23 protein-coding genes and 1 pseudogene are annotated in these 26991 nt (G+C 69.5%); 11 read left to right on the top strand and 13 right to left on the bottom strand.

The genetic code is table 11. The features are described 5' to 3' along the window. Window positions 1–58: 58 nt before the first annotated feature. The 3 genes from ACF08M_RS10635 to ACF08M_RS10625 are packed head-to-tail and all read left to right on the top strand — an operon-like array spanning window position 59 to window position 2955. A complete protein-coding gene (locus ACF08M_RS10635) occupies window positions 59–1210 on the top strand; it encodes a 5-(carboxyamino)imidazole ribonucleotide synthase (RefSeq protein WP_392184863.1) in 1152 nt (383 codons plus the stop codon). Next, entirely contained in the window at window positions 1207–1746 is a 540-nt protein-coding gene (gene purE, locus ACF08M_RS10630; protein ID WP_392184862.1) for a 5-(carboxyamino)imidazole ribonucleotide mutase, read from the top strand. The genes ACF08M_RS10635 and purE overlap by 4 nt, the downstream gene beginning before the upstream one ends. A 6-nt stretch (window positions 1747–1752) precedes the next feature. Continuing rightward, window positions 1753–2955, top strand: coding sequence for a dipeptidase (locus ACF08M_RS10625; RefSeq protein WP_392184861.1), 1203 nt, complete (start codon window positions 1753–1755; stop codon window positions 2953–2955). A 72-nt stretch (window positions 2956–3027) separates the two neighbouring features. On the opposite strand, the gene ACF08M_RS10620 is transcribed toward ACF08M_RS10625, so the two are convergent. Next, entirely contained in the window at window positions 3028–3390 is a 363-nt protein-coding gene (locus tag ACF08M_RS10620) for a VOC family protein (protein WP_392184860.1), read from the bottom strand. A 103-nt stretch (window positions 3391–3493) separates the two neighbouring features. Between ACF08M_RS10620 and ACF08M_RS10615 the strand changes: the two genes are divergently transcribed. Then, on the top strand, window positions 3494–4006 hold the full coding sequence (locus tag ACF08M_RS10615; protein WP_392184859.1) for a CGNR zinc finger domain-containing protein: 513 nt from the start codon (window positions 3494–3496) through the stop codon (window positions 4004–4006). 266 nt (window positions 4007–4272) lie between these two features. On the opposite strand, the gene ACF08M_RS10610 is transcribed toward ACF08M_RS10615, so the two are convergent. Then, window positions 4273–5616: a UDP-glucose dehydrogenase family protein gene (locus ACF08M_RS10610; RefSeq protein ID WP_392184858.1), complete on the bottom strand. Its 1344-nt coding sequence runs from the start codon at window positions 5614–5616 to the stop codon at window positions 4273–4275. A gap of 199 nt (window positions 5617–5815) precedes the next feature. On the opposite strand from ACF08M_RS10610, the gene ACF08M_RS10605 reads away from it, so the two are divergent. Beyond that, window positions 5816–6973: an acyl-CoA dehydrogenase gene (locus ACF08M_RS10605; protein ID WP_392184857.1), complete on the top strand. Its 1158-nt coding sequence runs from the start codon at window positions 5816–5818 to the stop codon at window positions 6971–6973. Between the two features lie 149 nt (window positions 6974–7122). Here the strand turns inward: ACF08M_RS10605 and ACF08M_RS10600 are convergent, their stop codons facing one another. Together ACF08M_RS10600 and ACF08M_RS10595 are read right to left on the bottom strand one after the other, a co-directional pair. After that, a complete protein-coding gene (locus tag ACF08M_RS10600; RefSeq protein ID WP_392184856.1) occupies window positions 7123–8343 on the bottom strand; it encodes an FAD-dependent monooxygenase in 1221 nt (406 codons plus the stop codon). After that, entirely contained in the window at window positions 8340–9737 is a 1398-nt protein-coding gene (locus ACF08M_RS10595) for an MFS transporter (RefSeq protein ID WP_392185055.1), read from the bottom strand. Before ACF08M_RS10595 ends, ACF08M_RS10600 begins: the two co-directional genes overlap by 4 nt. A gap of 282 nt (window positions 9738–10019) precedes the next feature. Here ACF08M_RS10595 and ACF08M_RS10590 point away from each other — a divergent pair, with 282 nt between their 5' ends. After that, on the top strand, window positions 10020–10697 hold the full coding sequence (locus ACF08M_RS10590) for a TetR/AcrR family transcriptional regulator (RefSeq protein WP_392184855.1): 678 nt from the start codon (window positions 10020–10022) through the stop codon (window positions 10695–10697). 341 nt (window positions 10698–11038) lie between these two features. Here ACF08M_RS10590 and ACF08M_RS10585 read toward each other — a convergent pair whose 3' ends face one another. The 4 genes and pseudogenes from ACF08M_RS10585 to ACF08M_RS10570 form a co-directional block, all read right to left on the bottom strand. After that, the gene (locus ACF08M_RS10585; RefSeq protein ID WP_392184854.1) at window positions 11039–11911 is read right to left on the bottom strand and encodes a hypothetical protein; all 873 of its coding nucleotides are present in this window, start codon (window positions 11909–11911) and stop codon (window positions 11039–11041) included. Window positions 11912–11942: 31 nt separating this feature from the next. Further along, window positions 11943–12089, bottom strand: a pseudogene (locus ACF08M_RS10580) (helix-turn-helix domain-containing protein); the annotation flags it as partial. Window positions 12090–12545: 456 nt separating this feature from the next. After that, window positions 12546–13292: an SMI1/KNR4 family protein gene (locus tag ACF08M_RS10575; RefSeq protein WP_392184853.1), complete on the bottom strand. Its 747-nt coding sequence runs from the start codon at window positions 13290–13292 to the stop codon at window positions 12546–12548. A 152-nt stretch (window positions 13293–13444) separates the two neighbouring features. Next, entirely contained in the window at window positions 13445–13690 is a 246-nt protein-coding gene (locus ACF08M_RS10570; RefSeq protein ID WP_392184852.1) for a hypothetical protein, read from the bottom strand. Between the two features lie 513 nt (window positions 13691–14203). On the opposite strand from ACF08M_RS10570, the gene ACF08M_RS10565 reads away from it, so the two are divergent. From ACF08M_RS10565 to ACF08M_RS10555, 3 genes are all read left to right on the top strand, one after another. Beyond that, window positions 14204–14881 (top strand): GAP family protein, encoded by a 678-nt coding sequence (locus ACF08M_RS10565; RefSeq protein WP_392184851.1) that lies wholly within the window; start codon window positions 14204–14206, stop codon window positions 14879–14881. Between the two features lie 140 nt (window positions 14882–15021). Continuing rightward, window positions 15022–16032, top strand: coding sequence for a DUF5954 family protein (locus ACF08M_RS10560; RefSeq protein ID WP_392184850.1), 1011 nt, complete (start codon window positions 15022–15024; stop codon window positions 16030–16032). A 161-nt stretch (window positions 16033–16193) separates the two neighbouring features. Further along, window positions 16194–17006, top strand: coding sequence for a class I SAM-dependent methyltransferase (locus tag ACF08M_RS10555; protein ID WP_392184849.1), 813 nt, complete (start codon window positions 16194–16196; stop codon window positions 17004–17006). A 149-nt stretch (window positions 17007–17155) separates the two neighbouring features. Here the strand turns inward: ACF08M_RS10555 and ACF08M_RS10550 are convergent, their stop codons facing one another. Further along, window positions 17156–18460 carry an LCP family protein gene (locus ACF08M_RS10550; RefSeq protein WP_392184848.1) on the bottom strand — a complete coding sequence of 435 codons (1305 nt, stop codon included), beginning with the start codon at window positions 18458–18460 and terminating at the stop codon, window positions 17156–17158. A 119-nt stretch (window positions 18461–18579) separates the two neighbouring features. Between ACF08M_RS10550 and ACF08M_RS10545 the strand changes: the two genes are divergently transcribed. Next, window positions 18580–19131 (top strand): acyl-CoA thioesterase, encoded by a 552-nt coding sequence (locus ACF08M_RS10545; RefSeq protein ID WP_392184847.1) that lies wholly within the window; start codon window positions 18580–18582, stop codon window positions 19129–19131. 48 nt (window positions 19132–19179) lie between these two features. Here ACF08M_RS10545 and ACF08M_RS10540 read toward each other — a convergent pair whose 3' ends face one another. Next, window positions 19180–20544 (bottom strand): LCP family protein, encoded by a 1365-nt coding sequence (locus ACF08M_RS10540; protein WP_392184846.1) that lies wholly within the window; start codon window positions 20542–20544, stop codon window positions 19180–19182. Between the two features lie 275 nt (window positions 20545–20819). Between ACF08M_RS10540 and ACF08M_RS10535 the strand changes: the two genes are divergently transcribed. Beyond that, window positions 20820–21833, top strand: coding sequence for a glycosyltransferase family 2 protein (locus tag ACF08M_RS10535; RefSeq protein WP_392184845.1), 1014 nt, complete (start codon window positions 20820–20822; stop codon window positions 21831–21833). A gap of 100 nt (window positions 21834–21933) precedes the next feature. On the opposite strand, the gene ACF08M_RS10530 is transcribed toward ACF08M_RS10535, so the two are convergent. The 3 genes from ACF08M_RS10530 to ACF08M_RS10520 form a co-directional block, all read right to left on the bottom strand. After that, window positions 21934–23616: an LCP family protein gene (locus ACF08M_RS10530; protein ID WP_392184844.1), complete on the bottom strand. Its 1683-nt coding sequence runs from the start codon at window positions 23614–23616 to the stop codon at window positions 21934–21936. Between the two features lie 48 nt (window positions 23617–23664). Next, complete coding sequence (locus ACF08M_RS10525) at window positions 23665–25470, bottom strand: LCP family protein (protein WP_392184843.1); 1806 nt, start codon at window positions 25468–25470, stop codon at window positions 23665–23667. 223 nt (window positions 25471–25693) lie between these two features. Beyond that, on the bottom strand, window positions 25694–26965 hold the full coding sequence (locus ACF08M_RS10520) for an LCP family protein (RefSeq protein ID WP_392184842.1): 1272 nt from the start codon (window positions 26963–26965) through the stop codon (window positions 25694–25696). Between the last annotated feature and the right edge of the window lie 26 nt (window positions 26966–26991).

The following is a 26991-nucleotide window of genomic DNA, read 5'->3' as shown; positions in this document are numbered from 1 at the left end:
CGGGACGGGCGGGAGGGCGTCGTCCGGCGGCCCCCTGGCCGCCCGATACCCTGGAGGAGTGACGTTCCCGGTAGTCGGCATGGTCGGCGGCGGTCAGCTCGCCCGTATGACCCACGAGGCGGGCATCCCCCTCGGCATCAAGTTCAAGCTCCTCAGTGACACCCCCCAGGACTCGGCGGCCCAGGTGGTGAGCGAAGTCGTCGTCGGCGACTATCGCGACCTGGACACGCTGCGTGCCTTCGCGCGCGGCTGTGACGTGATCACCTTCGATCACGAGCACGTACCGACCGAACACCTGCGGGCCCTGGAGGCGGACGGCATACCCGTGCGCCCCGGCCCCGACGCGTTGGTGCACGCCCAGGACAAGGGGGTGATGCGCGCCAGGCTCACCGAGATCGGCGCGCCCTGCCCCCGTCACCGCATCGTGAAGGACCCGGCGGACGTCGTGGCCTTCGCAAAGGAGGCCGGGGGCTTCCCCGTCGTCCTCAAGACGGTCCGCGGCGGCTACGACGGCAAGGGCGTCTGGGTGGTCCGCTCCGAGGCGGACGCGGCCGACCCCTTCCGGGCCGGTGTCCCGGTCCTCGCCGAGGAGAAGGTCGGCTTCGTGCGGGAGCTGGCGGCCAATATCGTCCGCTCGCCGCACGGCCAGGCCGTCGCCTACCCGGTCGTCGAGTCGATCCAGGCCGACGGGGTCTGCGACACGGTGATCGCCCCGGCCCCGGAGCTGGACGAGCAGCTCGCGGGGGAGGCCCAGCAGCTCGCCCTCCGCATCGCCTCCGAGCTCGGCGTCGTCGGCCACCTCGCCGTCGAACTCTTCGAGACCCGCGGCCCCGACGGGAAGCCCGGCATCCTCGTCAACGAACTGGCCATGCGCCCGCACAACTCCGGGCACTGGACCCAGGACGGCGCGATCACCTCGCAGTTCGCCAACCACGTCCGGGCCGTCCTCGACCTGCCGCTCGGCGATCCGCGCCCGCGCGCCACCTGGACGGTCATGTCCAATGTCCTCGGCGGCGACTACCCGGACATGTACCAGGCGTATCTGCACTGCATGGCCCGCGACCCGCAGCTCAAGATCCACATGTACGGCAAGGACGTGAAGCCCGGCCGCAAGGTCGGACACGTCAACACCTACGGCGACGACCTGGCGGACGTGCGCGAGCGCGCCCGGCACGCGGCCGACTACCTGCGAGGAACGATCACCGAATGACTTCCCCCGCCACCGCCGTGCCGGTCGTCGGCATCGTCATGGGCTCGGACTCCGACTGGCCCGTCATGGAGGCCGCCGCCAAGGTCCTCGACGAGTTCGAGATCCCGTACGAGGTGGACGTCGTCTCCGCCCACCGCATGCCGCGCGAAATGATCGCGTACGGGGAGAAGGCCGCCGGCCGCGGACTGAAGGCGATCATCGCGGGCGCGGGCGGCGCCGCCCACCTGCCCGGCATGCTCGCCTCCGTCACCCCGCTGCCGGTCATCGGTGTTCCGGTCCCGCTGAAGTACCTGGACGGCATGGACAGCCTGCTCTCCATCGTGCAGATGCCCGCCGGTGTCCCCGTCGCGACCGTCTCGGTCGGCGGCGCACGCAACGCGGGCCTGCTCGCCGCGCGGATGCTCGCTGCCCACGACAGCGAGCTCCAGGCCCGTATGGCCGAGTTCCAGCAGGAGCTGAACGACCAGGCGACGGAGAAGGGCAAGCGACTGCGCGCCAAGGTCGAGGGCGCGGACTCCTTCGGCTTCGGGAAGTAGGCCCCGGTGGAGAAGACCGAACAGCTGGAGCGGGCCGCGGAGCTCCTCGCCGAGTACCCCGTCGTCGACGGGCACAACGACCTGCCGTGGGCGCTGCGCGAACAGGTCGGCTACGACCTGGACGCCCGTGACATCGCCACCGACCAGTCCGCCCACCTGCACACCGACATCCCCCGGCTGCGCGCCGGTGGTGTGGGCGCCCAGTTCTGGTCCGTCTATGTGCAGTGCGACATGGCGGGCGACGAGGCCGTCAGCGCCACCCTCGAACAGATCGACGTGGTCACCGAGCTGCTGGAGCGCCACCCCGCCGACCTGCGGCGCGCCCTGACCGCCGACGACATGGAGGCGGCCCGCGCCGAGGGCCGCATCGCCTCCCTGATGGGCGCCGAGGGCGGCCACTCCATCAACAACTCGCTGGGCACCCTGCGCGCCCTGCACCAACTGGGCGTCCGCTACATGACGCTCACCCACAACGACAACATCGCGTGGGCGGACTCGGCGACCGACGAACCGGGCGTCGGCGGCCTCTCGCCCTTCGGCCACGAAGTCGTACGCGAGATGAACCGCACCGGCATGCTGGTCGATCTCTCCCATGTGGCGGCGACGACGATGCGCGACGCGCTCGACACCTCCACCGCGCCGGTGATCTTCTCGCACTCCTCGGCGCGCGCGATCTGCGACCACCCGCGCAACATCCCCGACGACGTCCTCGGCCGGCTCCCGGCCAACGGCGGCATCGCCATGGCGACCTTCGTGCCGAAGTTCGTCCTCCCGGCGGCGGTCGCCTGGACCCGGGACGCGGACGAGAACCTGCGCGCCCACGGCCTGCACCCCCTCGACACCACCGCCGAGGCCATGAAGATCCACGCCGCCTTCGAGGCGGCCAACCCGCGCCCGATGGCCACCGTGGCGACGATCGCCGACCACCTCGACCACATGCGCGAGGTCGCCGGGATCGACCACATAGGCATCGGCGGCGACTACGACGGCACCGCCTTCCTCCCGGAGGGTCTCCAGGACGTCGCGGGCTACCCGAACCTGATCGCGGAGCTGTTCGGCCGCGGCTGGTCCACCGCCGATCTCGCCAAGCTCACCTGGCAGAACGCGGTACGGGTGCTGCGCGATGCCGAGGACGTCGCGCGCGAGCTGAGGACGCGCCGGGCCCCGTCGCACGCCACGATCGAGCAGTTGGACGGCCGGGCCGGCTGAGCCCGAGTCCGGTCAGGTGTGGGGGCGCCCTCCGGGGCGCCCCCACACATCGTTCACTACCCCGCTACCCCGTTACTCCGCGCAGAGACAGAACGGGTGCCCCGCGGGATCCGCGTACACCCGGAAACTCCGCTCCCGGTCCTCCGCCTCCAGCATGGTGGCGCCCAGCGCGAGCGCCTCCTTCTCCGCCGTGTCCAGATCCGGCACGGTCAGATCCAGATGGATCTGCTGCGACCCGTCCGCACTCGGCCACCGCGGCGGTACGAAACCGGGCGCGGCCTGGAAGGCGAGGAGCGTGCCCCCGACTCCGGCCAGCTCCAGCCAGTCCTCACCGGCGGGCACGATCTCTCCGCCGAGCAGCCCCGCGTAGAAACGGGCGAGCACCGCCGGGTCGGGGCAGTCCAGAACGACGGCACCCAGGGTGGCAACAGCCATGACAATTCCTCCTCCGGACGGATGGATACAACTGGTTACCGCTAAAGAGCCTCAACAGGTAACCGTTACTGCATACTCCCGCAAAGGAGGTAACGTCGCAACCATGAATGGGAAGGATTCCGCGCCCGGTGGACTCGCCCTGATCGAAGCCCTGGTCAACACGCTGGACATCGAGACCGGGGCGGACACTCTCGACACGGCGGACGGGCGCGCAGCCTTCGGTCTCACCGAGCCGGACGTCCCGGACGCCCGCGTCCTGCGCGAGGCGCTCCGTACCGCCTGCCTCGCCCACGCCGGTCACCGCCCGCCGGACGGATCCGGGGCACCCCCGCTCGACCGGCTCCTCGCCGAAGCCCCCCTGCGCGTCACCGTGGACGCGGCGGGCGCCGCCGCACTGCGGCCCGCCGCCGAACCGGCCGGGCTGACCGCCCGTGTCGCGGCGGCCATCGCCGCCGCGGCGGCCGACGGCAGCTGGGTCCGGCTCAAGGCGTGCGAGGCCGAGGACTGCCGATGGGCGTACTACGACCGCAGCCCGGCGGGGCGCCGCCGCTGGTGCTCCATGTCGGTGTGCGGAGCCCGCGCCAAGATGCGCACCTACCGCGCGAAGCGCGACTGAGGGGCGCGGGCCGGTCCTGCGGGCGGGAGGGTGTGCGCGGGCTCCCGGTCGCGTCGGGCCTGCGGGCGTGAGGGCGTTGCACGGGCGCCGGTCCTGTCAGGCATGCGGGTGTGAGGGTGCGCACGGGCCCCGGTCGCGTCGGGCATGCAGGCGCGAGGGTGTTGCGCGGGCGCCGGTCCTGTCAGGCATGCGGGGGTGAGGGTGCGCACGGGCCCCGGTCGCGTCGGGCATGCAGGCGCGAGGGTGTTGCGCGGGCGCCGTTGCCGTCAGGCCTTCGGGCGTCCCATCGCCCGGTACGTCCAGCCGGCCCCGCGCCACAGCTCGCTGTCGAGCGCATTGCGGCCGTCCAGGATGATCCGGCGCGCGGCGACCTCGCCCAGTGCCGCCGGGTCCAGCTCGCGGAACTCCCGCCACTCCGTCAGGTGCAGCACCACGTCCGCGCCGCGCACCGCGTCCAGCGCCGAGTCCGCGTAACCGAGGGTGGGGAAGAGCCGCCGGGCATTGTCCATGCCCTTCGGGTCGAAGACGGTGACCTGCCCGCCCTGCAGATGGATCTGCCCGGCCACGTTGAGCGCCGGTGAGTCCCGTACGTCGTCCGAGTCCGGCTTGAACGTCGCACCCAGCACCGCCACCCGCTGGCCGAGGAACGAATCGCCGCCCACGGCCTCCCGGGCCAGCTCCACCATGTGGCCGCGGCGCCGCATGTTGATGGAGTCGACCTCGCGGAGGAAGGTCAGCGCCTGGTCCGCGCCCAGCTCACCGGCGCGCGCCATGAAGGCCCGGATGTCCTTGGGCAGGCAGCCGCCGCCGAAGCCGATCCCGGCCCGCAGGAACTTGGACCCGATCCGCTCGTCGTGCCCGATCGCCTCGGCCAGCTTCTGCACATCGCCGTCGGCGGCCTCGCAGACCTCCGCCATGGCGTTGATGAACGAGATCTTCGTGGCCAGGAAGGAATTGGCCGCGGTCTTCACCAGCTCGGCCGTCGGGAAGTCCGTCACCACGAACGGTGAGCCCTCGGCGACCGGCACCGCGTAGACCTCGCGCAGCAGCTTCTCGGCCCGCTCGCTCGCCACACCGACGACGATCCGGTCCGGGTGCAGGGTGTCCTTCACGGCGAAGCCCTCACGCAGGAACTCCGGGTTCCAGGCCAGCTCCGCGTCCGCGCCCACCGGCGCCAGCCCCGCCAGCCGCGCCGCGAGCCGGGACGCCGAACCCACCGGCACGGTCGACTTCCCGACAACCAGCGCGGGCCGGGTCAGATGCGGCGCCAGCGACTCGAAGGCGCTGTCGACGTAGCTCATGTCGCAGGCGTACTCGCCGTGCTTCTGCGGGGTGTTCACGCAGACGAAGTGCACATCGCCGAAGGCCGCCACCTCTTCCCACGAGCTGGTGAACCGCAGCCGCCCGGTCGATCCCGCGATGCCCTCCACATGCCGGCGGAGCAGCTCCTCCAGACCCGGCTCGTACATCGGGACCCGGCCCGCGCCCAGCATCTCGATCTTCTCGGGCACGATGTCGAGGCCGAGCACTTCGAAGCCCAGCTCCGCCATGGCCGCGGCGTGGGTGGCGCCGAGGTAGCCGGTGCCGATCACAGTGATCCTGAGGGCCATGGGGTGCTCCTGGAAGATGCGGACAGACGTGCGGTGAACGAGCATAGTCGTGCCTTTGAAAGCCCGGTTTCCGACTGCCTGGGCAGCTTCTCCCACCCCTGTCGCGAAGCTCACGCAGGCATGGCATAGGCCGTCGCGGGAGCCGGGCCCTAAAATTGAGTTACTTACCGGTAGTTAGCGTCTTTGGGGAGTGAGCGTCTTGTCGGGTTCGACCGATTTCGACCTGTACCGTCCGGCCGAAGAGCACGAGATGCTCCGCGAGACGGTGCGTGCGCTCGCCGAGGCGAAGATCGCCCCGCACGCGGCGGCGGTCGACGAGGAGGCGCGCTTCCCGCAGGAGGCGCTGGACGCCCTGACCGCCGCCGACCTGCACGCGGTGCACGTACCGGAGGAGTACGGCGGCGCGGGCGCCGACGCCCTCGCCACGGTCATCGTGATCGAGGAGGTGGCCCGCGTCTGCGCCTCCTCCTCCCTCATCCCGGCCGTGAACAAGCTCGGCTCCCTCCCGGTGATCCTCTCCGGCTCCGAGGACCTGAAGAAGAAGTACCTGGGCCCGCTCGCCAAGGGCGACGGCATGTTCTCGTACTGCCTCTCCGAGCCCGACGCGGGTTCCGACGCGGCCGGCATGAAGACCAGGGCCGTGCGCGACGGCGACTTCTGGGTGCTCAACGGTGTGAAGCGCTGGATCACCAACGCGGGCGTCTCCGAGTACTACACGGTGATGGCCGTCACCGACCCGACCAAGCGTTCCAAGGGCATCTCGGCCTTCGTCGTCGAGAAGTCGGACGAGGGCGTCTCCTTCGGCGCCCCGGAGAAGAAGCTCGGCATCAAGGGCTCCCCGACCCGCGAGGTCTACTTCGACAACGTCCGGATCCCCGCCGACCGCATCATCGGCGAGGAGGGCACCGGCTTCGCCACCGCGATGAAGACCCTGGACCACACCCGCATCACCATCGCGGCCCAGGCTCTCGGTATCGCCCAGGGCGCCCTCGACTACGCCAAGGGCTATGTCCAGGAGCGCAAGCAGTTCGGCAAGCCGATCGCCGACTTCCAGGGCGTCCAGTTCATGCTCGCCGACATGGCCATGAAGCTGGAGGCGGCCCGCCAGCTCACCTACTCGGCCGCCGCCAAGTCCGAGCGCCTCGACAGCGACCTCACCTTCTTCGGCGCCGCGGCCAAGTGCTTCGCCTCCGACGTCGCGATGGAGATCACCACCGATGCGGTCCAGCTGCTCGGCGGCTACGGCTACACGCGGGACTACCCGGTGGAGCGGATGATGCGTGACGCGAAGATCACCCAGATTTATGAGGGCACAAATCAGGTCCAGCGCATCGTGATGGCCAGGAACCTGCCGTAACGGATAGCGAACTGTGGGTCCAGGGCGCCCAGTTGGTCGGCCTGGAGGGATGGCGCTCCGCGATCGGCGCACCCCTTGTCACCGGCGGTCGGGCCGGACAGCCGGCCCCGACCGCCGGTGATGCACGTCATCGGCGCGCGTGCCCGGGCTCACATCATGGGCATGAATTCGGGCAGGGTGAGGGCCGAATGGGCCGGTCGTCCCTCCGCGGAAGGTACGGCGCTGAGGTTGCGCAGCATCTCGTTGCGCCGCTCCAGCGCCCGAGCGGTGGTCGGGAAGAGTGCGGCATCGCCCTCGCCGACCTGGTCCTGGTTCAGGGTCACGAACTCACGGGTGTTGTGTTCGTAGGCGGCGAAGCCCGCGGCATGGTCTCGGTCGGCGAGGGAACCGGCGAGCATGTACGCGCCGACGAGCGCGAGGCTGGAGCCCTGCCCGGTGAGGAACGAGGGCGCGTACGCGGCGTCGCCCACCAGCGCGACCCTGCCGCTGGACCAGCGGGGCATGCGGATCTGGCTGACCACGTCGAAGAACAGATCGTCCGCGTCGCGCATGGCGGCGACCATGCCCGGGACCTCCCATCCCGCGTCGGCGAAGACCGCGGCGACCAGGTCCCGTTGGGCTTCCGGGTTCCGGAAGGCGTGGAACGGCGGTTCCGGGTGGGTGAAGTTCAGGAAGGCGTGCACTTCGTCGTTGTCCCCCACGGAGTAGAGTGCCGCGGCCCTGCCCGGGGTGTTCCACACCGTGGTCTCCCGGAAGAGTCCGAAGGTGTTGCGCATGGTGAACCCGGCGAAGCAGTAGCCGAGGTACCGGTGGAACTGCTCTTCGGGGCCGAACAGGAGCTCGCGGGTACGTGAGTGCAGACCGTCCGCACCGAACACCATGTCGAACGTACGCCTGCTGCCTCCGCGGAAGGTGACGTCGACCCCGTGGCCGGACTGGTCGAGGGTGTCGATGGAGTCGTCGAACAAGAACTCCACGTCGTCACGGACCGCCGCGTGGAGAGCCTCGGTCAGATCCCCGCGCCGGACCTCCAGGTCCCGTCCCGCGACACCACCGGTGAGGGTGTGCGGGTCGACCGAGGCCACCTGGCTGCCGTCCCCTTCGAGGAAGGTCAGCCGGCGCAGGTCGATGTGCGCGTCCTGCAGCCGCGGCAGGATTCCCATCCTCCGGACGACCTCGAATGCGGTGCCGCGCACGTCGATGGGGTAACCACCGTCACGCGGTGCGCGCGCCTTCTCGACCACCGTGACCGCGAATCCGTAGCGGTTCAGCCAGAACGCCAGGGCGGGCCCCGCGATGCTGGCCCCGGATATCAGGACCTTGCGCCTCGGCGTGGTACGGATATCCCTCAACTGATCAGCGCGGGTCATTCCTTGACTCCTTTGCTCATGGTGCGGGTGACAAGCAGGGAAAGCGCCGTGACGGCGCCGGCTATGACGAAGCCGGTGACGAAGGCCGATTCGGCCGGGACATCCGACCCGGAAGGGGTCCCGGCGGTGAGGATCGCACCACTGACCTGCACACCCACGGCGTAGCCGATCACGCGAGTCACCAGGACCAGGCTGGTGGCGATGCCGGTGTCATTTTGATCGACGGATGTGGCGGTGCTGGTCACCATCGCCGTAACGCACAGGCCGTTGGCAAGCGCGATCATCACCTTGCCGATGACGAGGTGCCAGACCTCGGTGTGCACGGCTGCCAGGGCGATCAGGGCGGCGACCATCATGACGATCCCGGTGGTGACCACGGCGCGCGAGCCGAAGCGCCGCGCCCCGATCCCGCTGATCGGCCCGGCCAGCGACGCGGCCACGGCGCCGGGCAGCAGGAAGAAGCCGATCTCGGTGGCGCCGGCCCCGAAACCGTACTCGTCGGCGGGCACCGCGAACAGCTGTGGAACGAGATAGACCGCCACCGAGGTACCGATGCACATCACGAACGTCAGCACACACGACTTCCACACCGCAGGCCGTGCCAGCATGCGCAGATCGACCATCGGCGAGGCCACACGACGTTCAACGGCTGTCCAGCCGGTCACGAAGGCGGCCAGAACCACGATGAGGGCGCCGAGCGCGAGTGGCTGCGAGCCCATGTCGGGCGCCAGCGCGAGCACGAGCATGAGCGTGACCAGCGTCCCGCTCAAGAGAACCAGGCCGGGCCAGTCGACCCCGGCGTCGTCCGACCGGCCCGGCGGATCATGCGGCATCAGCCTGTTCACCAGCATGGTGGCCCCGATGACCGCGATCGTCGGCAGCGCGAACATCCAGTGTCGGGACAGCCCTTCCGCCACGGGCCCGGCCGACAGCGTTCCCGCCATCCCGCCCCCCACGAACAACCCGCTGACCACTCCGATGGCCACCTTCGACTCTCCCGCGGGGAGGTGTTCGCGCACCAGGATGAACGACAGGGGCAGCGCGCCCACCATCGCCCCCTGCAGTACCTGACCGAGCAGCAGCACCGGCAGGTTCGGCGCCAGGGCGGACACCAGACCACCGGCACAGACCACCGTCATCAGCCGGATCAGGACCCGTTTTCCGCCGTAGCGGTCGCCGAACTTGCCTGCGACCGGTGTGATGAGCGCGCCGGTGATGAGGAGCATGATGCTGAGTAACGCCCCTTCGGCGGGACTCATATCCAGCTCGCGTTGCAGCAGCGGGAGCGTCGGCGTCACCACCGACTCCAAGGCACCGGTGGCGACTGCCAGCATGCCGAGGGCCCCGACAGCGGCCTTTCCGATGTGAACCGGGGGAGCAAGAGTTGCGGTCATGGACATCCTTTCCGTCATTGCCGGGCGAGGAAGGGGTCGGCCGTACGCGTGGCGCTGCCGCCTTGCCGGGCCCGGCGCGGACACAGCGGCCATTCACGCGAGGCGCAGTGTGCATGGTGCTTTGTGGACAGATCCGAGGTCGTCCGGCGGGGCCAACCCGGGGAAGCGGTATCCGAGGTGGCGCATTGCACGGCGCCGTCGGGCGGAGCGGGCGTACGAGTGCGGCGCCCGCCGAGCCAGTATTACACTACACCGTGCAGTGTAGAACGATAAGATGTGCCCATGCCGACCACGAACACGCCGACCACGAACACGCCGACCGCGAAGACGCCGACCACGAAGACACTGCGCGAAGGATCCGCGCGGAAGCGGGCCGCCATCCTCTCGGCGGCCCGGGAGCTGTTCCTCACCGACGGCTTCGACCGGTCCAGCGTCGACGCGGTCGCCGCCCGGGCCGAGGTGTCCAAGCGGACGGTCTACGACTACTTCGGCGACAAGCAGACGCTGCTGCGAGCAGTCGTCGACGCCATCGGCCAGTCAATGATCACCACGATCCGGCGCACCCTCGACGACACCCTCACCGGCCTCACCGAGGTCGCCGACCTTGAGGACGCCCTCGTCACGTTCGCGATGCGCATCGCGACCGACATGCTCGACTCGGCGGAGTACGCAACGCTGCAACGACTGGTCCGAGCGGAATCCGGCCACCTGTCGCACCGGGGCTACAACCCCATGGCTGACACCCCCGACGAGGCACTTGCCGAGCGGCTCGCCGCCTTCGCCGCGGCCGGGCTGCTCGACGTCCCCGACCCCCGACTCGCGGCCGACCAGTTCATCGCGCTGACCTTCGGCGTCGCGCTGGACAGGCTCGGTTCCGCGAATGCCGCGGAGGACACCCGCGTCCGGCCACTCGTCGTCGAGGGAGTGCGGACCTTTCTCCGGGCATACCGAACCATGTAGGGCTGGGGCGGCACGAAAGAACAGCGCGCCGTCAGCCCATGTTTCCTCCCTCCTCTCCCCCTTCGAGCCTCCCCGCCCGGGAACGCGCAGTTCACCGCCCTACGGGAAACGGAGCTGCTGCGCCACTCAGTCGCCGGGACCCTGCGGATAGGTGTGAACGATGTACGCCCAGCGTGCTGCGCCTGCTGCCAGAAAGATCAGTGACGGCGCCAGCCGCCAGCGGCTGAGGGTCTGCCGCCGCACGGGGATCAGGGCGAGCAGGGAGGTGATGACGCCGAGCGTGATCAGCAGCGCTGACGCGACCTCGATACCGACAGGAGGTGCGCAGGCCCGGGGCGGGGCTACTCCTCTGTGAAGACTCCCTCGGCGGTGGCGACGGTGGCGGCGCGGTGGAGCCACTGGCGCAGGAGCCGGAGGTCGTTGCAGGAGGTGATCTTCTCGCGGATTTCGTCGGTAACGGAGATTCCGCGCGCTTCGAGAACCAGGAGAAGGCTCTCTGCCAGGCCCTTTGCTCGGCCTTCGTCCCGGATTTCTTCCGACATGAAGGACTTGTAGAAAGAGAGGTCCACGGCCACCAGATTCCTCCACTGTTGTGCGGCTGGGCGGTTTCCCAGGCCTTGTGCGGTGAGTTCGACGAGGGGGTCGGCGATTGTTTCCGGTGTGTCCCGTAGTGCTGCGGACAGGGTTTTCAGTATGGCATCGACGTCCGGATTGTCGGCGTGTGTGATGGCGGCCAGGGTGGCGAGTGCGAGGTCTTTGCGGGCTTCGGTCACGTCGGTGATGACTGGCATGTTGTGCGGGCCTGCGACGAGGGGGTTCAGGGTGAGTGTCTGCCATTGGCGGATGCCGATGGAGATGGGGCGTGCGGCCCATTCGGCGGTGGTGTGGTCCTGGCAGACGACGAGTAACAGGGTGGGCAGTTGGTATCTGTTGTGGAGGTAGCTGACGTAGTAGGGCCAGCTGGTGGTTTTGCGGGGGTCCTTCTTGCTCTGGGCTTCGATGGCGAGGAGGAAGGGTCCGTCGTGTTCTGTTTCGATGCGCAGGAGGGTGTCCACCCGGCGTTCGACGGGGCGGGCTTCGGTGAGGTCGGTGGGCAGGGTGGTGGCTGAGGTGGGTGGTGGGATGTCGATTCCGAGTGCCTCGGAGACGCGGGAGAAGAGTCCGGGGTATTCCTGGAAGATGCGGTGCATTGCCTCGTGGGGCGAGCTGACCATGGAGGTCCGTTCGGGTTGAGTGGTGTTTCCGTCAGGCGGCTGTGTGGAGGTCTGACCGGCAGTCGCGGCAGTCGCGGCAGTGGCCGGGGTGGCGGGAGCGGAAGGCGCGGTTGCAGCGGTCGCAGTTCTGGAGCGGGATGACGACGGTGTTGCGGTGTGGTGTCTCCGGGTACGGGGGACGGGGCGCATGGGGGCGCGGTAACCTGCGGGGTATCCATCAGGAAGGGCCTAACTTCCTCGGTGGTCAGGCCCCCGGTTGAGACGGTGAATCTCGTCGGGGGCCGTCGCATGTCTGTGGTTGTCGCGGCGAGCCTATGCCAGCCAACCCGCATGAAATCCAGCTGAGTTGCCCTGTGTCACCCGAGTGAGTGACGGGGTCGGGTTTGGGTGGGGAGGGTGTTTTCCGCGGGTTCTTCAAAGCTCTATGCGTCGTGGAACGCGGCGACGTGGTCCACCGGGTCGTGGGTTTCCGCGATGCGGTGAACTGCCGGGTGGGAGCGGAATGTTGGATTCGGGTGATGTGTGGGTTCGCGTCACTCGGCGTGGCCGGGCGTGCGTACCGTGTCTTCTACGCCGCCGAGCGCCGATCCCGCTCGGCGGGCAGTGTCGCCACGCCCGTGCGCGACGACTCCCGTCAGTCCTCCTCGTCCTCCTCGTCCTCCCCGTCGAAGCGGTCAAGGGCCGCCTCCGTGCGGGCACGGAACAACGCGGTCTGGCGGTCGTCACGGAGGATGATCTCGTCGTGCGCGTACCAGCGTGAGCCCGGCTGCTGGCTGATCGGGTATTCCGGGAACGGCAGGCGCTGGAAGGTGCCGGCGATGTTCTCGGGCAGACCGGCGTCGTCGGGGGTCACCCAACCCATCAGGTCTTCATCGGCGCACAGGGCCTCGGAAAGGACGATCTCGACGAACGCGACGCTGACCCGGCCCAGCCACGCGGTCCAGTCCTCGGTGGTGGGCCGGATGAGGTCGGCGCGGGCGACGACAGGCGGGTCGTCCTGGTCGAGGTCCGAGACGCGTATTCCCCAGTAGGCGCAGGACTGGTTCTCGACACGGAAGACCAGCACGCCGCGGTCCTCGTCGAGGTAGAGGTCCTGCGGGGCGAGCAGCACGTCTTGATTGTCCGTCAGGTCGGTCCGATGCCCGAGCAGCTGGTAGGCCTCGCGCAGTGCTGTGGGCAGGGGCAGGCCGAGCCGGGCCTGGGCCGTGTCGAGTTCGGCGGGGGCGTAGCCGTCGGTCCCGGTGAGCGGACGTTGGCTCCAGTCGCGGGCGAAGGCGCGGATGAAACGCCATGCCGCCTCTCTGTCGGGCTGCTCGCCGACGGCCGCGCTGAGTGCGTCGAGGTCGAGCGCGAGGTTCGGGGGCTGTGGCTCCTGCGTCATGCGGGTGACTATAAGTACCGCCACTGACAGGGCTCCGTGCCTTCCTCCCGCGCTCGATGAGCCCCCTCGCTGCGTGCGCGCCGGAACCGGCCTGGGGGGAACATCGGTACAGCCGTCGGCGCGGGGATTGATCTCGACGCCGGACCTGTGCGTTACGAGGGCGACGTCGTGTCGCTGACGAGCCGCAGGGCGGGAGGCGGTGGGGCGAACTCGCCGAGTTCCAGTGCTGCCTCTCTCCAGTTGGCGGCGAGCTGGAGCAGGCGTTCGCTGTCGCGGCGGCAGCCGGGCGGCGGGGTGTTCGGGATGGCGGGCCAGAGAATGGTGGGGGCGAACCGGACCGCGTGCATCGCTGCGGTCGCGTGGGCATCGACGCCTCCGGCTTCCAGGTGCCGCAGCATGTCGAGCCGGGCGGCGGCACGGAGGACTTCTGCACATGGCGACCTGGGGAAACGCGATCGGCTCCGGGCCGTTCTCGGAACTCTCGCATCTGTTCATTTATGAGCAACACCGTGCGCGGTGATCGTCCCGCACAGCTACACGATCAACACTGCACGGGCGTGCAGTGTTGACGAGTGGCCGGCGCCGCGCCGTCCGATCGCGGGCAGCGCCCAGGGACCGGTCGGAACCACCGTAGGCACGGGCGGGGAGCGAGCGTGCGCCGAAGGAAACCGGCGAACAGCCGTCGTCGGGTACGGCCTACGGCTGGGGCGTTCGGAGCGCAGCAATCTCTTCCCGGTCCGGTATCCGCTCGGGCCGCAACCCGTTCGGAGTGCGTAACGCGCGCGGAGCACTACGCCGCGTAACGATGGACATGCTTCGTCTTCGGGCGGGCTCTCGCCCTGCGTCCGAGCAGGGCAGAGCCGGCGGCTCGCCGCAGTCCGTCCGTTCCGCCCACGCTTGTGGAGGCCGCCTTGGGACACGCTGTCGGCGATGTGCTGGGCCTGGCTGCCGGTGTCGCGGTCAGCCCGCTGCCCATCGTGGCGATCATCCTCGCCCTGGCCACGCCCCGTGGTCGCCTGAACGGCCCTCTCTTCGCCCTTGGCTGGGTTCTGGGCCTCGCCGCCCTGGGGGCGATCATGCTTGCCGTGGGAGGCTCGGGCGGCGCCTCGGCCCACAAGCAACCGGCCGCCTGGGTAGGGGCTCTGAAGCTCGCCCTCGGCCTGCTTCTGGTCCTGTTCGGCGCCCGGCAGTGGCGCCGACGCCCCGCCGACCCCTCCCAGGAGCAGTTGCCGAAGTGGATGGCCGCGATCGACCGCCTCCCCCCGCTCAAGATCCTCGGACTCGGGCTCCTGCTGTCGGCGGCCAACGTCAAGAACGCCCCCCTGACCATCGCCGCCGGCGCCTCGATCAGCTCGGCCGGAATCCCCGTCCCGCAGCAGATCGGCGTACTTGCCGTTTTCGTAGCCATCGCCTCCCTGGGGGTGCTCGCTCCACTGGGCGTGTACCTGTTCATGGGAGAGCGGGCGAAAAGCGTCCTCGGCAACTGGCGGGACTGGGCTGCCTCGCACAATGTCGTCGTGATGGCGGTCCTCTTCTTCGTCCTCGGACTCAAACTGCTCGGAGACGGCATCAGCATCCTCGCCGACTGAGGGAGTGGTTCGGCCCGCCACTCCGTGCTGCCCGGAACCGATGTTTTCCAAGGCTGTTCTCCGAGGCTGTTCTCCAAGGCCGGGAACCGCGTTCCCGCATTCTCCGTACCTTCCGCCCGCAGTCTCGGCACACTGGGTGCATGACCGATTACCGCCAGGCATCGCCGGACCACCTCGTCATCAACGTGCAGCGCCGGGACGACCCGGTGTCCCAGGTCACCGAGGCGGACGCGCTCGCCGCGTCCCGGACGTACGGGAAGATCGTGGTCCGGGGGCCGCTCTTCGGCATCGCCGAGCAGCGCCGCGGCGAGCAGCCGCGGTGGCGGCTGCTGACCGACATGGACACCGGCTATCCGCAGGATGCCCGCGACGAGCTGAACTCCCACCTCTGGTTCAAGGCCAAGGACGGCACGGACGACCCCCGCGAGCGGCGCATCCTGCTGGACGCGGTGGCCCGGCTGGAGACCGAGCCGCTGAATGAACTGACCGTCGGTGACACGCGCTACCGCGTCGTGCGCGCCGACGAGTTCGCCCGGATCGGCGAGGGGCGCCTGGAGCCGCCCAGGCCCACGGACGTCGACTCGGAGGGCTGGGACACCCAGCTGCGCACGCCCTCGACCACCAAGGGCTTCGTCGTCGACCACGCGGCGGCGGTAGGGCTGACGGAGGGTCTGGACCGGATGGGCCTGCTGCCGCTCTCGTACACCTCGGAGCGCTTCCCGCCCGACGTACTGGAGGATTCGCAACGGGCGTTGCGGACCCATCCGGGCCTGGTGCTGCTGCCGGTCGTCTTCCGGGTGATGGAGCGCAAGGAGAAGTCCTGGTCGATGGCGTCGAGTCAGCACCCCACCCCCCAGGACGCGCGGCGCTCCCTGGCCCACTATCTGAAGACGGTCCTGCCGCTGACCGGGGAGGTCGACGAGGAGGAGGCCGCTGTGTACGCGCGGGCGGCGGAGGCGTTCACGCGTCGACTGCGGCCCAACGAGCTGGACGTACAGGGGCGTTGCTTCGAGATCGCCCGGATCGAACGGATGATGCGTGTCGGTCCGGCCGGCCCGGAAGGCCCACGGCGCTCGGACATCGACATCCAGGAGCCCATGCAGATCCACCCCAGGATGGACGAGGGGGGCAACATCGACTACAGCGAATAGCGGTGGGGCCGGAACCCGGCCGACCGTGCTTCCGCCCGGGCGGGGAGCAACAGCCGCCAGGCCGGGCCGCCCCGGACGGTGAGTCCAGTGGGACGTAGTCTTGGCGGGTTTGTGGAAGACCTGGACGAGGGCGAGCCGCAGAGGCCCGGGGGAGGCGTGCGATGACCGCGTTCGATGTGAGCGAGCGGCGTATCTGGGAGGGCCGGGCCGAGAGTTACGCCCGGACCTTCGCGCGGCTCTGCGCCCATGCCGTGCCCGCGCTGCTGGATGCCGCCGGGGTCGGGCCCGGAACGCGGGTGCTCGACGTGGGGTGCGGCAGCGGGGCCGCGACGGTCGCGGCCGTCGCGCGCGGTGCGGCCGTACGGGCCGTGGACGCCGATCCCGGGATGGTGGAGCTGACCCGGCGCGCCGCACCCGGGGCCGATGTCCGGTGCGGGACGCTTCCACAACTGCACGAGGACGGCGGGTTCGACGCCGTCGTGGCGAACTTCGTGCTCAACCACGTCGGCCGTCCGCTGGACGCCCTGGCCGAGCTGACCCGGCTCACCCGTCCCGGCGGCCGGGTCGCCGTCACCATCTGGCAGGCGCCGGGTGCCCCCGGTCAGGCGCTGATCGGGCGGGCCGCCGAGGCGGCGGGGCTGACCCGGCCCGAGTGGCTGGCCACCGTCGACCCCGGGCACAACTTTCCGCGTACCCGGGAAGGGCTCGCCGGGCTGCTGGAGTCGGCCGGTCTCGGGGACGTACGGAGCGAGACGCTGATCTGGGACCACCGGGTCGGGGCCGAGGAGTGGTGGGCCGGGCCGGCCGCCGGCGTGGCCGCGATCGGGCAGCTGGTCAACAGCCGGGGGCCGGCCGGAGTGGCTGCGGCCAAGCGGGAGTACGACGCGCTATGCACCGAATTCCTCGCGGACGACGGCCGGTTGGCGCTGCCGCACGCGGCCCTGCTGGCCCAGGGGCGCAGGCCGGAAGAGTGACCGCGCGGACGGGCCGGGTTTCCCGGGTCCGCCGCGCAAGGAGCAGGGCCACGCCGGAACGCCTGGGGCCGTCAGCCTCTTCCCGGATCCGCCGCACAAGGAGCAGGGCCCGGACGGCGAACCGTCCGGGCCCTGCTTCAGCTCCGCCGTCAGTTGCCGGAAACGGTGACCTTCTCGTCGTTGTTGAGCTGGTCCACCAACTGCTTGACCTTGGCCTTGTCCCAGACCAGGTTGCCACGGGTGGAGCCCGAGATCGGCATGTTCATCGATGTGCCGTCGCCGCCCGTGACGCCCTTCATGGCGAAGAACATCTGCCCCAGGGACCAGAGCGACATGTCCTTGTCCACGATCAGGGTGTCCAGGCCGGCGCCCATCGTCGGGTACAGCTTGAACGGGTTGAGGATCGTGGACGGTGTCGCCGTCTGGTTCGCCAGCGCCGCGAGGAACTTCTGCTGGTTCTTCGTACGGTCCAGGTCGCTGCCCGCGAAGGCGTACCGGGTCCGCACGAAGGCGAGGGACTGCTCACCGTTCAGCGTCTGCTTGCCCGCCTGGAAGTCGGCGCCGGACTTCTTGTCCTTGAACGCCTTGGGGATGTCCAGCTCCACCCCGCCGATCGCGTCCACGATCTTGGCGAAGCCGCCGAAGCCGATCTCGACGTAGTGGTCGATGTGCAGCCCGGTGTTGAACTCGACGGTACGGACGAGGAGTTCGGGGCCGTCCTCGGCGTAGGCGGCGTTCAGCTTGGTGAAGCGGCCGCGGGCCGGGTAGAGCTTGCCGGAGTCGGAGCCCTTGTACGAGGGGATCTCGACGTTGGAGTCGCGCGGCAGGGAGACGAGCGTCGGGCCGTTCGACCCGTCGTGCAGGATCATCATCGAGTCGGTCCGCTTGCCCTCGGCGGAGCCGGTGTGCAGCCGCTTCTTGTCGTCGGCCGTCATGCCCGCGCGGCTGTCGGAGCCGACGATCAGGTAGTTGGTGCCGTCGCCGGCCTTCGGCCGCTCGATGACCTTGGAGAGGTCCACCTCGCGCTTGAGCTTGGAGTCGGCCCAGAAGTACGTGCCTATGGAGACCGCGAGCACCACGACGACCAGGGACAGCGCGCCTATTTTTATCCGGCGGCGCCAGTTCGGCGCCGGGCGCCCCTGGACGTAACCGCCGTCGCCCCGGCCGCCGCCACCGTAGCCGTTGCCCCGGCCACCGCCGTTGCCACCGCCGCTGTAGACCTGGCCCGTGTTGTAACCGCTGTCGTACCCCGCTCTGTCGTCGTAGCCGCCGGAGTACTGCGGGGACTCCCCCTGGCGCTGCCGGGGCGGTGCGGGGTACTGCCGCGGCGGCGCCGGACGCCGCTGAACGTGCGGCATCCTACGGGCGCTCTCGGGCTGGTCGCTGTTGCTGCCCTGCCCGTAGCGATTGCCGCCGCGGTTGTTGTCGGTCCAGCCCTCGGGCCAATCGTTCATGCGGTCCAGTGTGCAGGCCGGGCGCCCTGCTCTTACAGGGGGTACGGGAAATCGCATCAGGGCTGTTGCGAAGCTGATGCATTGCCGCCGACCGGAAGCCCCCGCATAAGGTGGACGGTATGACAGATCAGGCCCCGCGCCCGGAGGGCGACATTCCGGGCAAGCCGACCGCCGCTTCCCGGACCACCCTCAGCCACATCATGACCGGCAGCGACACCAATCTGCTGGGTACCGTGCACGGTGGCGTGATCATGAAACTGGTCGACGACGCGGCGGGCGCCGTGGCGGGCCGGCACTCCGGCGGACCCGCGGTGACGGCCTCGATGGACGAGATGGTCTTCCTGGAGCCGGTCCGCGTGGGTGACCTTGTTCACGTCCGCGCCCAGGTGAACTGGACCGGCCGCTCCTCGATGGAGGTCGGCGTCCGGGTCATGGCCGAGCGGTGGAACGAATCCACCCCCGCCCAGCAGGTCGGCAGCGCGTATCTGGTGTTCGCCGCGGTCGACGCCGACGGCAGGCCGCGCCCCGTGCCGCAGGTGATACCGGAGACGGGGCGCGACCGGCGGCGCTACCAGGAGGCGCAGATCCGCCGCACCCACCGCCTCGCCCGGCGCCGCGCGATCAAGGAACTGCGCGAGAAGCGCGTGGCGGACGGCATCGACGTCGACTGAGCGCGGACTCACCCACGGTCACGAACGGTCAGCGGTGGTCGCGGGTGGTCACGGGCATGCCACCTGGTCGCCCGTGACCGCGCCGAACTCGCCCTGGTTCGTCTCCTCGCCCCGCACCTGCCGCACCTGTTCGAAGTCCGTGCCCGCCGTCACCTTCATCATGGAGCCCTGTCCCCGCACCGCTCGCAGCTCGGCCCCGGGCAACGCGCCCGCCAGGGACTTCGCGGACTGGTCCCAGCGCGGGTCGTAGGTGATCAGTGTGTGCCGGAGATCGCGCGGCTCCCCGTTCAGCGGGGCCCGGGTGGTGTCGAAACCGGTGGCGCGCAGCGCGTCGTCGACCGCCTTGCCGAGTCCGTCCTTCGGGGTGCCGTTGTAGACCTGGACCCGGATCTGCTGCGGAGCGACAGCGACTTGCACGGCCTTCGGCCGGCCGGCCCGCTTCGGGGCGAGCGGCTTGTCGTCGCGCAGCGCCTGGAAGAGCTTCTTCGACTTCTTCTCGTCCCACTTGACCGTGAAGCCGATGCCCTTGACCGGGTACGCGACGTTCCCCAGCGGCACGGAGACGAACTCGGACGAGGCGGGGGAGAAGCCCCGCATCGCCTGGCCGAGTTCCAGCATCTGCTCCGTACCGAACCCCTTGTCGGCCCGGACCGAGCCCAGCACCGTCGAGGCGACGTCCTGGAACTTCACCGGGTTCAGCAGCACACCGCTGCCGGTCGCCTGCTTGATCAGCGAGGCGAGGAACTTCTGCTGGCGCTGCATCCGGCCCAGGTCGGCTGCTCCGTCGATGTGCCGGGAGCGTACGTACTGGAGCGCCTGCCCGCCGTCCAGGTCGTGGGTGCCCGCGGCGAGATCGAGACCGCTGTACGAGTCCTTCAACGGCCGGGCGGTGCAGATCTGCACCCCGCCCAGGGTGTCCACCGTCTTCATGAAGCTGGTGAAGTCGACCTCCAGGTAGTGGTCGATCTTGACGCCCGTCAGGTGCTCGACGGTCCGCACGGTGAGTCCGGGCCCGCCCTCGGCGTAGGCGGCGTTCAGCCTCACCGGGTGGGCGGAGTGCGTCTCGCCCGTGGTCCGGTCCTTGTGCTCGGGGACCTCGGCGTAGCTGTCACGCGGCAGCGAGACGACGCTCGCGCGCTCCTTGTCCGCCGACAGATGCACCAGCATGACCGTGTCGGTGCAGTCGCACGGCGCACCGCCCAGCCGGTACTTCGCCTTCTCCTCCCGGGTGATCCTGTCGCGGCCGTCGATGCCGACGAGCAGCAGATTCATGCCGTTGCCGCCCGGGGGCCGGTTCTTCATGTCCTTGAACGGGTCGATCCGGTCGATCCCGGTCTCCAGGCTGGTCACCACCGCGTGGCCGATTCCGCCGGCCCCGAGCACCAGCACGGAGATACCGGTCACCAGCCGCATGCCCCAGCGCGGCCGCGCGTCCTGCCTTCTGGACCTGCGCTGCGGCGGAATTGCGCGCGAGCGCGGTGGACGGGGGGAGGGGTGCGGTGTGGGCACGGGGGAACCTCCGCGGTGCAAGGGGACCGTTCGCACAGTAGGTCCATATGATCTGCACCCCGGGAAGCAACCCGGCGGCGCGCGCCGGTGTCCCCCATTCGCGGTAACGTGGCGGCCGAATAACGCCGCCTGGTGGGGTGTGAACCCCCGGCGCCCCCGAGGACCACCCGAGGACCACCATGTCTGCCGCGCAGCACCCCGCCGTCTCCGTGATCATGCCGGTGCTCAATGAGGAACGTCATCTCAGGAACTCCGTCCGGCACATCCTGGAGCAGGAGTACGCAGGTGAGATGGAGGTGGTGATCGCACTGGGCCCCTCCACCGACCGTACGGACGAGATCGCCGCGGAGCTGGTGCGCGAGGACCCCCGGGTGCACACCGTCCCGAACCCGACCGGCCGCACGCCGGCCGCCCTCAACGCCGCGATCAAGGCATCCCGCCACCCCATAGTCGTGCGGGTCGACGGCCACGGCATGCTCTCCCCCGACTACATCGCGACGGCCGTCCGCCTCCTGGAGGAGACGGGCGCGCAGAACGTCGGCGGCATCATGCACGCCGAGGGCGAGAACGCCTGGGAGGACGCCGTGGCCGCAGCCATGACGTCGAAGATCGGCGTCGGCAACGCGGCCTTCCACACTGGCGGCCAGGCGGGCCCGGCGGAGACCGTGTATCTCGGTGTCTTCCGTCGCGAGGCCCTGGAGAAGGCCGACGGCTACAACGTGGAGTTCATCCGGGCCCAGGACTGGGAGCTGAACTTCCGCATCCGTGAGGCGGGCGGTCTGATCTGGTTCTCGCCCGAGCTGAAGGTGCAGTACCGGCCCCGGCCCTCGGTCAGGGCGCTCGCCAAGCAGTACAAGGACTACGGCCGCTGGCGGCACGTCGTCGCCCGCTACCACTCCGGCTCGATCAACCTGCGCTACCTGGCGCCGCCGACCGCCGTCTGCGCGATCGCGGCGGGCATCGTGGTCGGTGCGGCCGTCACCCCGTGGGCGTTCGTCGTCCCCGCCGGGTACGCTGCGGCGATCGTCGCCGGGTCCCTCCCGGCGGGCCGGGGCCTGTCGCTGAAGGCGCGGGCGCAGATCCCGGTGGCCCTCGCGACGATGCACATGTCGTGGGGGTACGGCTTCCTGACCAGCCCGCGTTCGCTCGCGAAGAAGGTCATCGCCAGCCGCCGCCCGACCATGACTGTCTGAGCGCCGGTCGGAGGACACCCGACAGGCTCTGAGCACCCCGGACACCGCGGGGGCCCTCCGATGTGCCGGAGGGCCCCCGCGGTGCGTCGTGTCCCAGTGCCTACCAGCCGAAGCCCGGCTGGATGTCCATGCAGGCCGACTCGTCGTCGCCGTTGAGCGCCCGTGCGCTGTCCGGGGTCTTCTCCTTGGCCGAGGGCGCGTGGTAGTCGCCGTCCTCGCGCCAGTCGGCCCCCACGGTCAGCGTGATGCCCGAGACGTCGGCCGACCTCTTCACCGCCGACAGCGGGATGCCGAGCGCCTTGGCGACCGCCTGGGCGTTGCCCTCCATGTCCACGGTGGGGAAGAGGATCCCGGTGCGCTTCGCGGCCTCGGTGCTCTGCGCGTCGATCGTGGCCTGGGTGAAGCCCTTACCGGCCAGCAGCTCCTTGACCGTCGAGGCGCGGCCCTTGGCCGGGTACTCGGTGTCGGTGCGCGTTCCGTTGCGGACGGTCACCGGGATCTCGGCCGGGGAGGCCGTGGGCTTCTTGGCGGCGGCCGGTGCCTTGCGCTTGGACGCCTTGCCGTCGAGCGGGATGTCGTCGCGGACCATCTGGAAGAGCTGGTCGGCTTCGCCGGGCTTGGGGAGCACCCGCTCCTTGAGCGCGCCCGTCCCGTAGACGTTCGGCATCGTCGTCATGGTGATGCGCTTGGTGGGTACCTTCTTGAGCTCCTCCGCGAGGTCGTAGAGCCTGTCGATCGAGCCGAGACCCTTGTCGCCCTTGTCGACCGTCAGCGCGTCCGTCGCCGCCTCGGCGAGACTCGTCAGCTTGCCCGGGTCGGTGAGCTTGGTGCCCTTGCGCAGCTCACGGACCATCGAGTTCATATACATGTGCTGGGCGTGGGTGCGGCCGAGGTCGGTGCCGTCCTCGAAGCCGTAGCGGGTGCGCAGCCACTGGAGGGCCTGCTTGCCCTTGATCTTCGTGGTGCCCTTCTCCAGCTTCAGCCCGGAACCTTTGCCGGCGCTGGTGTGCGAGTAGACGTTGCTCTTGACACAGACCGGGACACCACCGATCGCGTCGGCCATCGAGATCACACCGGAGAAGTCGATCATCATGAAGTGGTCGATGGTGATGCCGGTGAGCTCGTACCAGGTGGCCACGGAACAACCGGGACCGCCGCGGATGAGCGTCTCGTTGGTTATCTTCAGGTCGGTGGTCGCGGGGTAGACCTTCTTCGTCACCGGGTCGGTGCACTTCGGGTACTTCAGCATGGTGTCGCGCGGCATGCTGATCACCGACATGTTGCTGCGGTCTGCGGAGAGGTGGAGCAGCATCTGTACGTCGGCCAGAGGCGGCGCCCCGAAAGTTTCCTTGGCCCCGCCGAGCTTCTGGTTCTCCTTGGAGTCCCGCGCGTCGGAGCCTATGAGCAGGATGTTCAGCGGGGTCTGACCGGCGGCGTTGGCCTTGTGGTCGGCCATCTTCTTGTCGCCGAGCGTCAGATCCGCCTTCTTGAGGTTTCCGTTGAGGTGCTCGTAATAGAGGTATCCGGCGGCGGCGCCGCCGACTATGACGAGCGCGAGGACCGAGGCGGTCCAGCGCAGCACGCGGCGCTTGCCCGTCCTGCCGCGCCGCTTCGCCCCGCCCGGCCCATGGCCGCCGTCCGCCGCGGGGGACGGACCGTCCTCGGCGCCGGAGGCCGGACCCTTCTCCGGCGTGTCCTCGTAGAGACCGTCGTCCCAGCCGAGTTGACCGGCATGCCGGACATGTGGTCGCGTCCCCTCCTCAGGTGTACTGCTTCGTCCCACCGGACCCCCCTGCTGCTCAGACTCGTGGTGTGGCGCAGTGACCCGGTGTCACTTGGCGCACTCTGCCTTGTCGGCGTTTGCCTGCTGAATTCCGTCCGGCACCTTCGCCGGTCCCGTGATGGGAATGCCCGCGCCCTTGAAGTCGGCGCCCAGAGTCAGCACCATCGCCTGGAGCCCCTCGGCGTCCGTGGTGCCCTCCTTCAGGGCGGAGCCGGGCAGGCCCATCATGGCGGCCAGGGCGCGGGCCTGGTCCGCCTGGTTCGGCGCGTACTCCAACGTCGTCTTGGCGATCTTCGCCGGGGCGTTGGCCTTGTTCGTGGACTTGAGTACGCCCTGGTTGTTCTGCAGCCAGACGACGGTCTTCTGCGCGCCGCCGCCGACCTTGCCGCCGTTGTACACATCGACCCGTACGTCGGCCGCGGCGGCCTTGGGGCCCTTGAGGGCCGCGTTCTGCTTGCTCTTCGCGGCCTTCTCCTGCGCCTTCACCTCGGTCAGCGAGGTGTCCTCGCGCATCATGGCGAACAGCGGGTCGGCCTTGGGCGGGTTCAGTACGACGGTGACCGGTGTCTTCTCTGCCGGGTTGTCGAGCACCGGCACGGTGACGAAGGTGATGTTCTTGGTGTTGACCTTGCTGAGCTCCTGGGCCAGCGATGCCAGCTTCGTCCCCGTGCCGATGCCGGTGTCGACGGTGAGCGCATTGGTCGCGGCGTCCGCCAGCTTGTAGAGCTTGGTCGGGCTGGTCAGGGTGGAGTCGGACTGCATCTGCCGGATCATCGAAGCGATGAACTGCTGCTGGACCTTGATCCGGTCCAGGTCGCCATGGTTGCCGAAGCTGTGCCGGGTCCGCACGAACGCCAGGGCGTCCTCGCCCTGGATCTTGTGCTCGCCCGCCGACAGGTCCAGATGCGAGTCCGGGTCCTTGACCGGCTTGGCCAGGCAGACCTCGACGCCGCCGACCGCGGTGGACAGCTCCTTCACCGCGTTGAAGTCGACCATCATGAAGTGGTCGACCTGCATGCCGGTGATCTCTTTGACCGTTTCCATGGTGCAGCCGGCGTTACGGCCCTCCTGGCCGAGGCTCTCGTTGAAGCGGACATTCGGCGTACCCGGGATGACCTTCTCCGAGCCGTCCGGCTGCTTGGCGGTGCAGTCCGGGATGTCGGTGATCAGGTCGCGGGGGATGCTCAGCGCCGTCGCGTTGGTGCGGTCCTTGGAGACGTGGAAGAGGATGTTGGTGTCGGCGTGGCCCACACTGCCCTTGTCGCCGTACCCCTCATTGCCCTTGCCGGTGCGCTTGTCGGTCCCGATGATCAGGATGTTGACCGGGGCGTTGTTGTCGAAGACGTTCTTGTTGCCGGCGCTGCCGATGTCGACGGTGCTCAGGTTGCCGTTGAAGTGCTGGTACAGCGCGTATCCGCCCACCGACAGCCCGACCAGTACGAAGGCCATCGTGCCGCCGGTCCACAGCAACGCCTTCTTGCGGCGCGCCTTGGGGGCCTTGCGGCTGCGACGGCCCGCCGTCTCGCCATCGGAACTCTCCTGGCCGCGCGGGCCGTTGGCCGAACGGCGGCCGCGCTGCCCCGGCACCTCGTCGCGGCGACCGGACCCGCGCCCGTCACGGACCTGGCTCCGGCGCTCGCCGCCGTCGTCACGATTCGTGTTTTCGCGTTCGCCGTCATCGTCGCGGACCGGTTCTCTGCGACGGGGGATGCGCGGGCCCGGTGCCTGGGAAGCACCGGCCGAATCCCCTCCGGAATTATTCAGTCGCAGTTCGTAATCGCCGGTCTGCGGGTTGAGGACCCACTGGTCTGCGGGGTCGAATTCATTCGCCCGCCCACGGCTTTGCGCATCCACGGTTGCTTGAGTCCTCCGTCGGTGCCACGCGAGGCGCCTCCCCCGGTCAGGCGCTCGATCTTTCGCTCCAGAAGTGCGCGGCCTGGCGGCCGACAGCACCGGATCGCGTCACACTATCGGCCCGGTTCCGAATCGGGCGACGCGCGTGACAAATTCCACGGTTCTTACAACTGGTCATTCTGCTCATTACACGCCGATCACCGGCTTCTGCTTGGGAATTGCTTTACTGCTTGCACAGGTCCGCCGCCGCGTTGTTGCCCGAATAGGTCGGTGTGGGACTCGGGCCAGAGGCTCCCGGTGTATCGGCCGGGGCATTGTTTTTCCCGTTGTTCTTCCCACTGTCATCCCCGTCGCCCTGGTCGTTCTTGAGCCGGTCCGCTGGGACCACTGCGACGGGGGCGTCGTCGCGCAACCGCTTGAAGAGCCGGTTCGCATCGGGCTGTACCAGTTCGTCCCGGTTCGGGTCGGCGGTGTACGGCTGCCGGGGCACGGTCAGGAACTGCACCTGGTCGGTCGGTACGTCGCGCAGGCCGCGCACCAGCTCGTACAGGTCCTTGAGGCTGTCCAGACCCGGGTCCGTGGTCAGCGCCTTGGTCGCCGCGTCCAGCACCGGGTAGAGACGGGTCGGGTTGAGCAGGACGCCGTTGCTCTGCACCTTGTTGACCAGTGCGCCCAGGAACTGCTGCTGACGGTCCATCCGTTCGGTGTCGCTGCCGTTGCCGATGGACTTGCGGGCGCGTACGTACCCCAGTGCCTGTTCGCCGTTGAGCTCGTGGCGCCCGGCGGAGAGCTTCAGATGGGCGTCGGGGTCGTCCACCGGCTTCTTGAGGCAGACCTCGACGCCGTGCACGGCGTCGACCATGTCCTTGAAGCCGTTGAAGTCGACGACCATCTGGTGGTCGATCCGGATGCCGGTCAGCTTCTCGACCGTACGGATCGTGCAGGCGGTGCCGCCGAACTCGAAGGCCCAGTTGAACTGGGCGAATTGCTTCTTCGTGGCCGTACCGTCCGCCCGGTGGCAGGCCGGGATCCACACCATCAGATCGCGCGGCAGGGACACCGCGGTGGCGCTCTTCCGGTCCGCCGCGAGATGCAGCAGGATCGTGGTGTCCGAACGCTGACTGCCGCCGTCGTCACGCCCGTACGCGCGGTTGTCACCGGCCCGGCTGTCGGAGCCGATGAGCAGGATGTTCTCCGCGTCGTGCACCACGGTGGCGGGCCGTTCCCGTTCGTACACCTTGAGTTCGGCGGCCGCCGAGGTGTCGGTCCGGATGTTGCCTTCGAGCTTCTGGTACAGCCACCAGCCGCCGCCCGCAGCGACCAGGACGACGAGCGAGACGCCGAGCGCGGCCCAGCGCAGCCAGTGGTGCCCGCGCCCGGCGACGGGCTCCGGACCGACGCCGGAGCCGTCCCCGGTCCGCGACCTGTCCTCGCCCGCAGCCGAGTCGTCGGAGTCGTCCGGCGGGCCGGCGCTTTCGCTCACGTCTGCGTCCATCCTTCACGTTCGGCGGCGCGCTGGGC

Source organism: Streptomyces sp. NPDC015032 (assembly GCF_043080425.1).
GTDB lineage: Bacteria > Actinomycetota > Actinomycetes > Streptomycetales > Streptomycetaceae > Streptomyces.
The sequence above is the reverse complement of the archived record's forward strand: the minus strand, read 5'-3'. Positions and strand labels throughout refer to the sequence as shown.

Bases quoted from the DNA above. Each gene is read 5' to 3' on its own strand.
- ACF08M_RS10575 (WP_392184853.1), bottom strand. From the start codon at position 13,292: ATGACGCAGGAGCCACAGCCCCCGAACCTCGCGCTCGACCTCGACGCA.
- ACF08M_RS10620 (WP_392184860.1), bottom strand. From the start codon at position 3,390: ATGGCTGTTGCCACCCTGGGTGCCGTCGTTCTGGACTGCCCCGACCCG.
- ACF08M_RS10610 (WP_392184858.1), bottom strand. From the start codon at position 5,616: ATGGCCCTCAGGATCACTGTGATCGGCACCGGCTACCTCGGCGCCACC.
- ACF08M_RS10535 (WP_392184845.1), top strand. From the start codon at position 20,820: ATGTCTGCCGCGCAGCACCCCGCCGTCTCCGTGATCATGCCGGTGCTC.
- ACF08M_RS10540 (WP_392184846.1), bottom strand. From the start codon at position 20,544: ATGCGGCTGGTGACCGGTATCTCCGTGCTGGTGCTCGGGGCCGGCGGA.
- ACF08M_RS10595 (WP_392185055.1), bottom strand. From the start codon at position 9,737: ATGACCGCAACTCTTGCTCCCCCGGTTCACATCGGAAAGGCCGCTGTC.
- ACF08M_RS10545 (WP_392184847.1), top strand. From the start codon at position 18,580: ATGACAGATCAGGCCCCGCGCCCGGAGGGCGACATTCCGGGCAAGCCG.
- purE (WP_392184862.1), top strand. From the start codon at position 1,207: ATGACTTCCCCCGCCACCGCCGTGCCGGTCGTCGGCATCGTCATGGGC.
- ACF08M_RS10550 (WP_392184848.1), bottom strand. From the start codon at position 18,460: ATGAACGATTGGCCCGAGGGCTGGACCGACAACAACCGCGGCGGCAAT.
- ACF08M_RS10585 (WP_392184854.1), bottom strand. From the start codon at position 11,911: ATGGTCAGCTCGCCCCACGAGGCAATGCACCGCATCTTCCAGGAATAC.
- ACF08M_RS10615 (WP_392184859.1), top strand. From the start codon at position 3,494: ATGAATGGGAAGGATTCCGCGCCCGGTGGACTCGCCCTGATCGAAGCC.
- ACF08M_RS10570 (WP_392184852.1), bottom strand. From the start codon at position 13,690: ATGCTGCGGCACCTGGAAGCCGGAGGCGTCGATGCCCACGCGACCGCA.
- ACF08M_RS10555 (WP_392184849.1), top strand. From the start codon at position 16,194: ATGACCGCGTTCGATGTGAGCGAGCGGCGTATCTGGGAGGGCCGGGCC.
- ACF08M_RS10600 (WP_392184856.1), bottom strand. From the start codon at position 8,343: ATGACCCGCGCTGATCAGTTGAGGGATATCCGTACCACGCCGAGGCGC.
- ACF08M_RS10590 (WP_392184855.1), top strand. From the start codon at position 10,020: ATGCCGACCACGAACACGCCGACCACGAACACGCCGACCGCGAAGACG.
- ACF08M_RS10560 (WP_392184850.1), top strand. From the start codon at position 15,022: ATGACCGATTACCGCCAGGCATCGCCGGACCACCTCGTCATCAACGTG.
- ACF08M_RS10520 (WP_392184842.1), bottom strand. From the start codon at position 26,965: ATGGACGCAGACGTGAGCGAAAGCGCCGGCCCGCCGGACGACTCCGAC.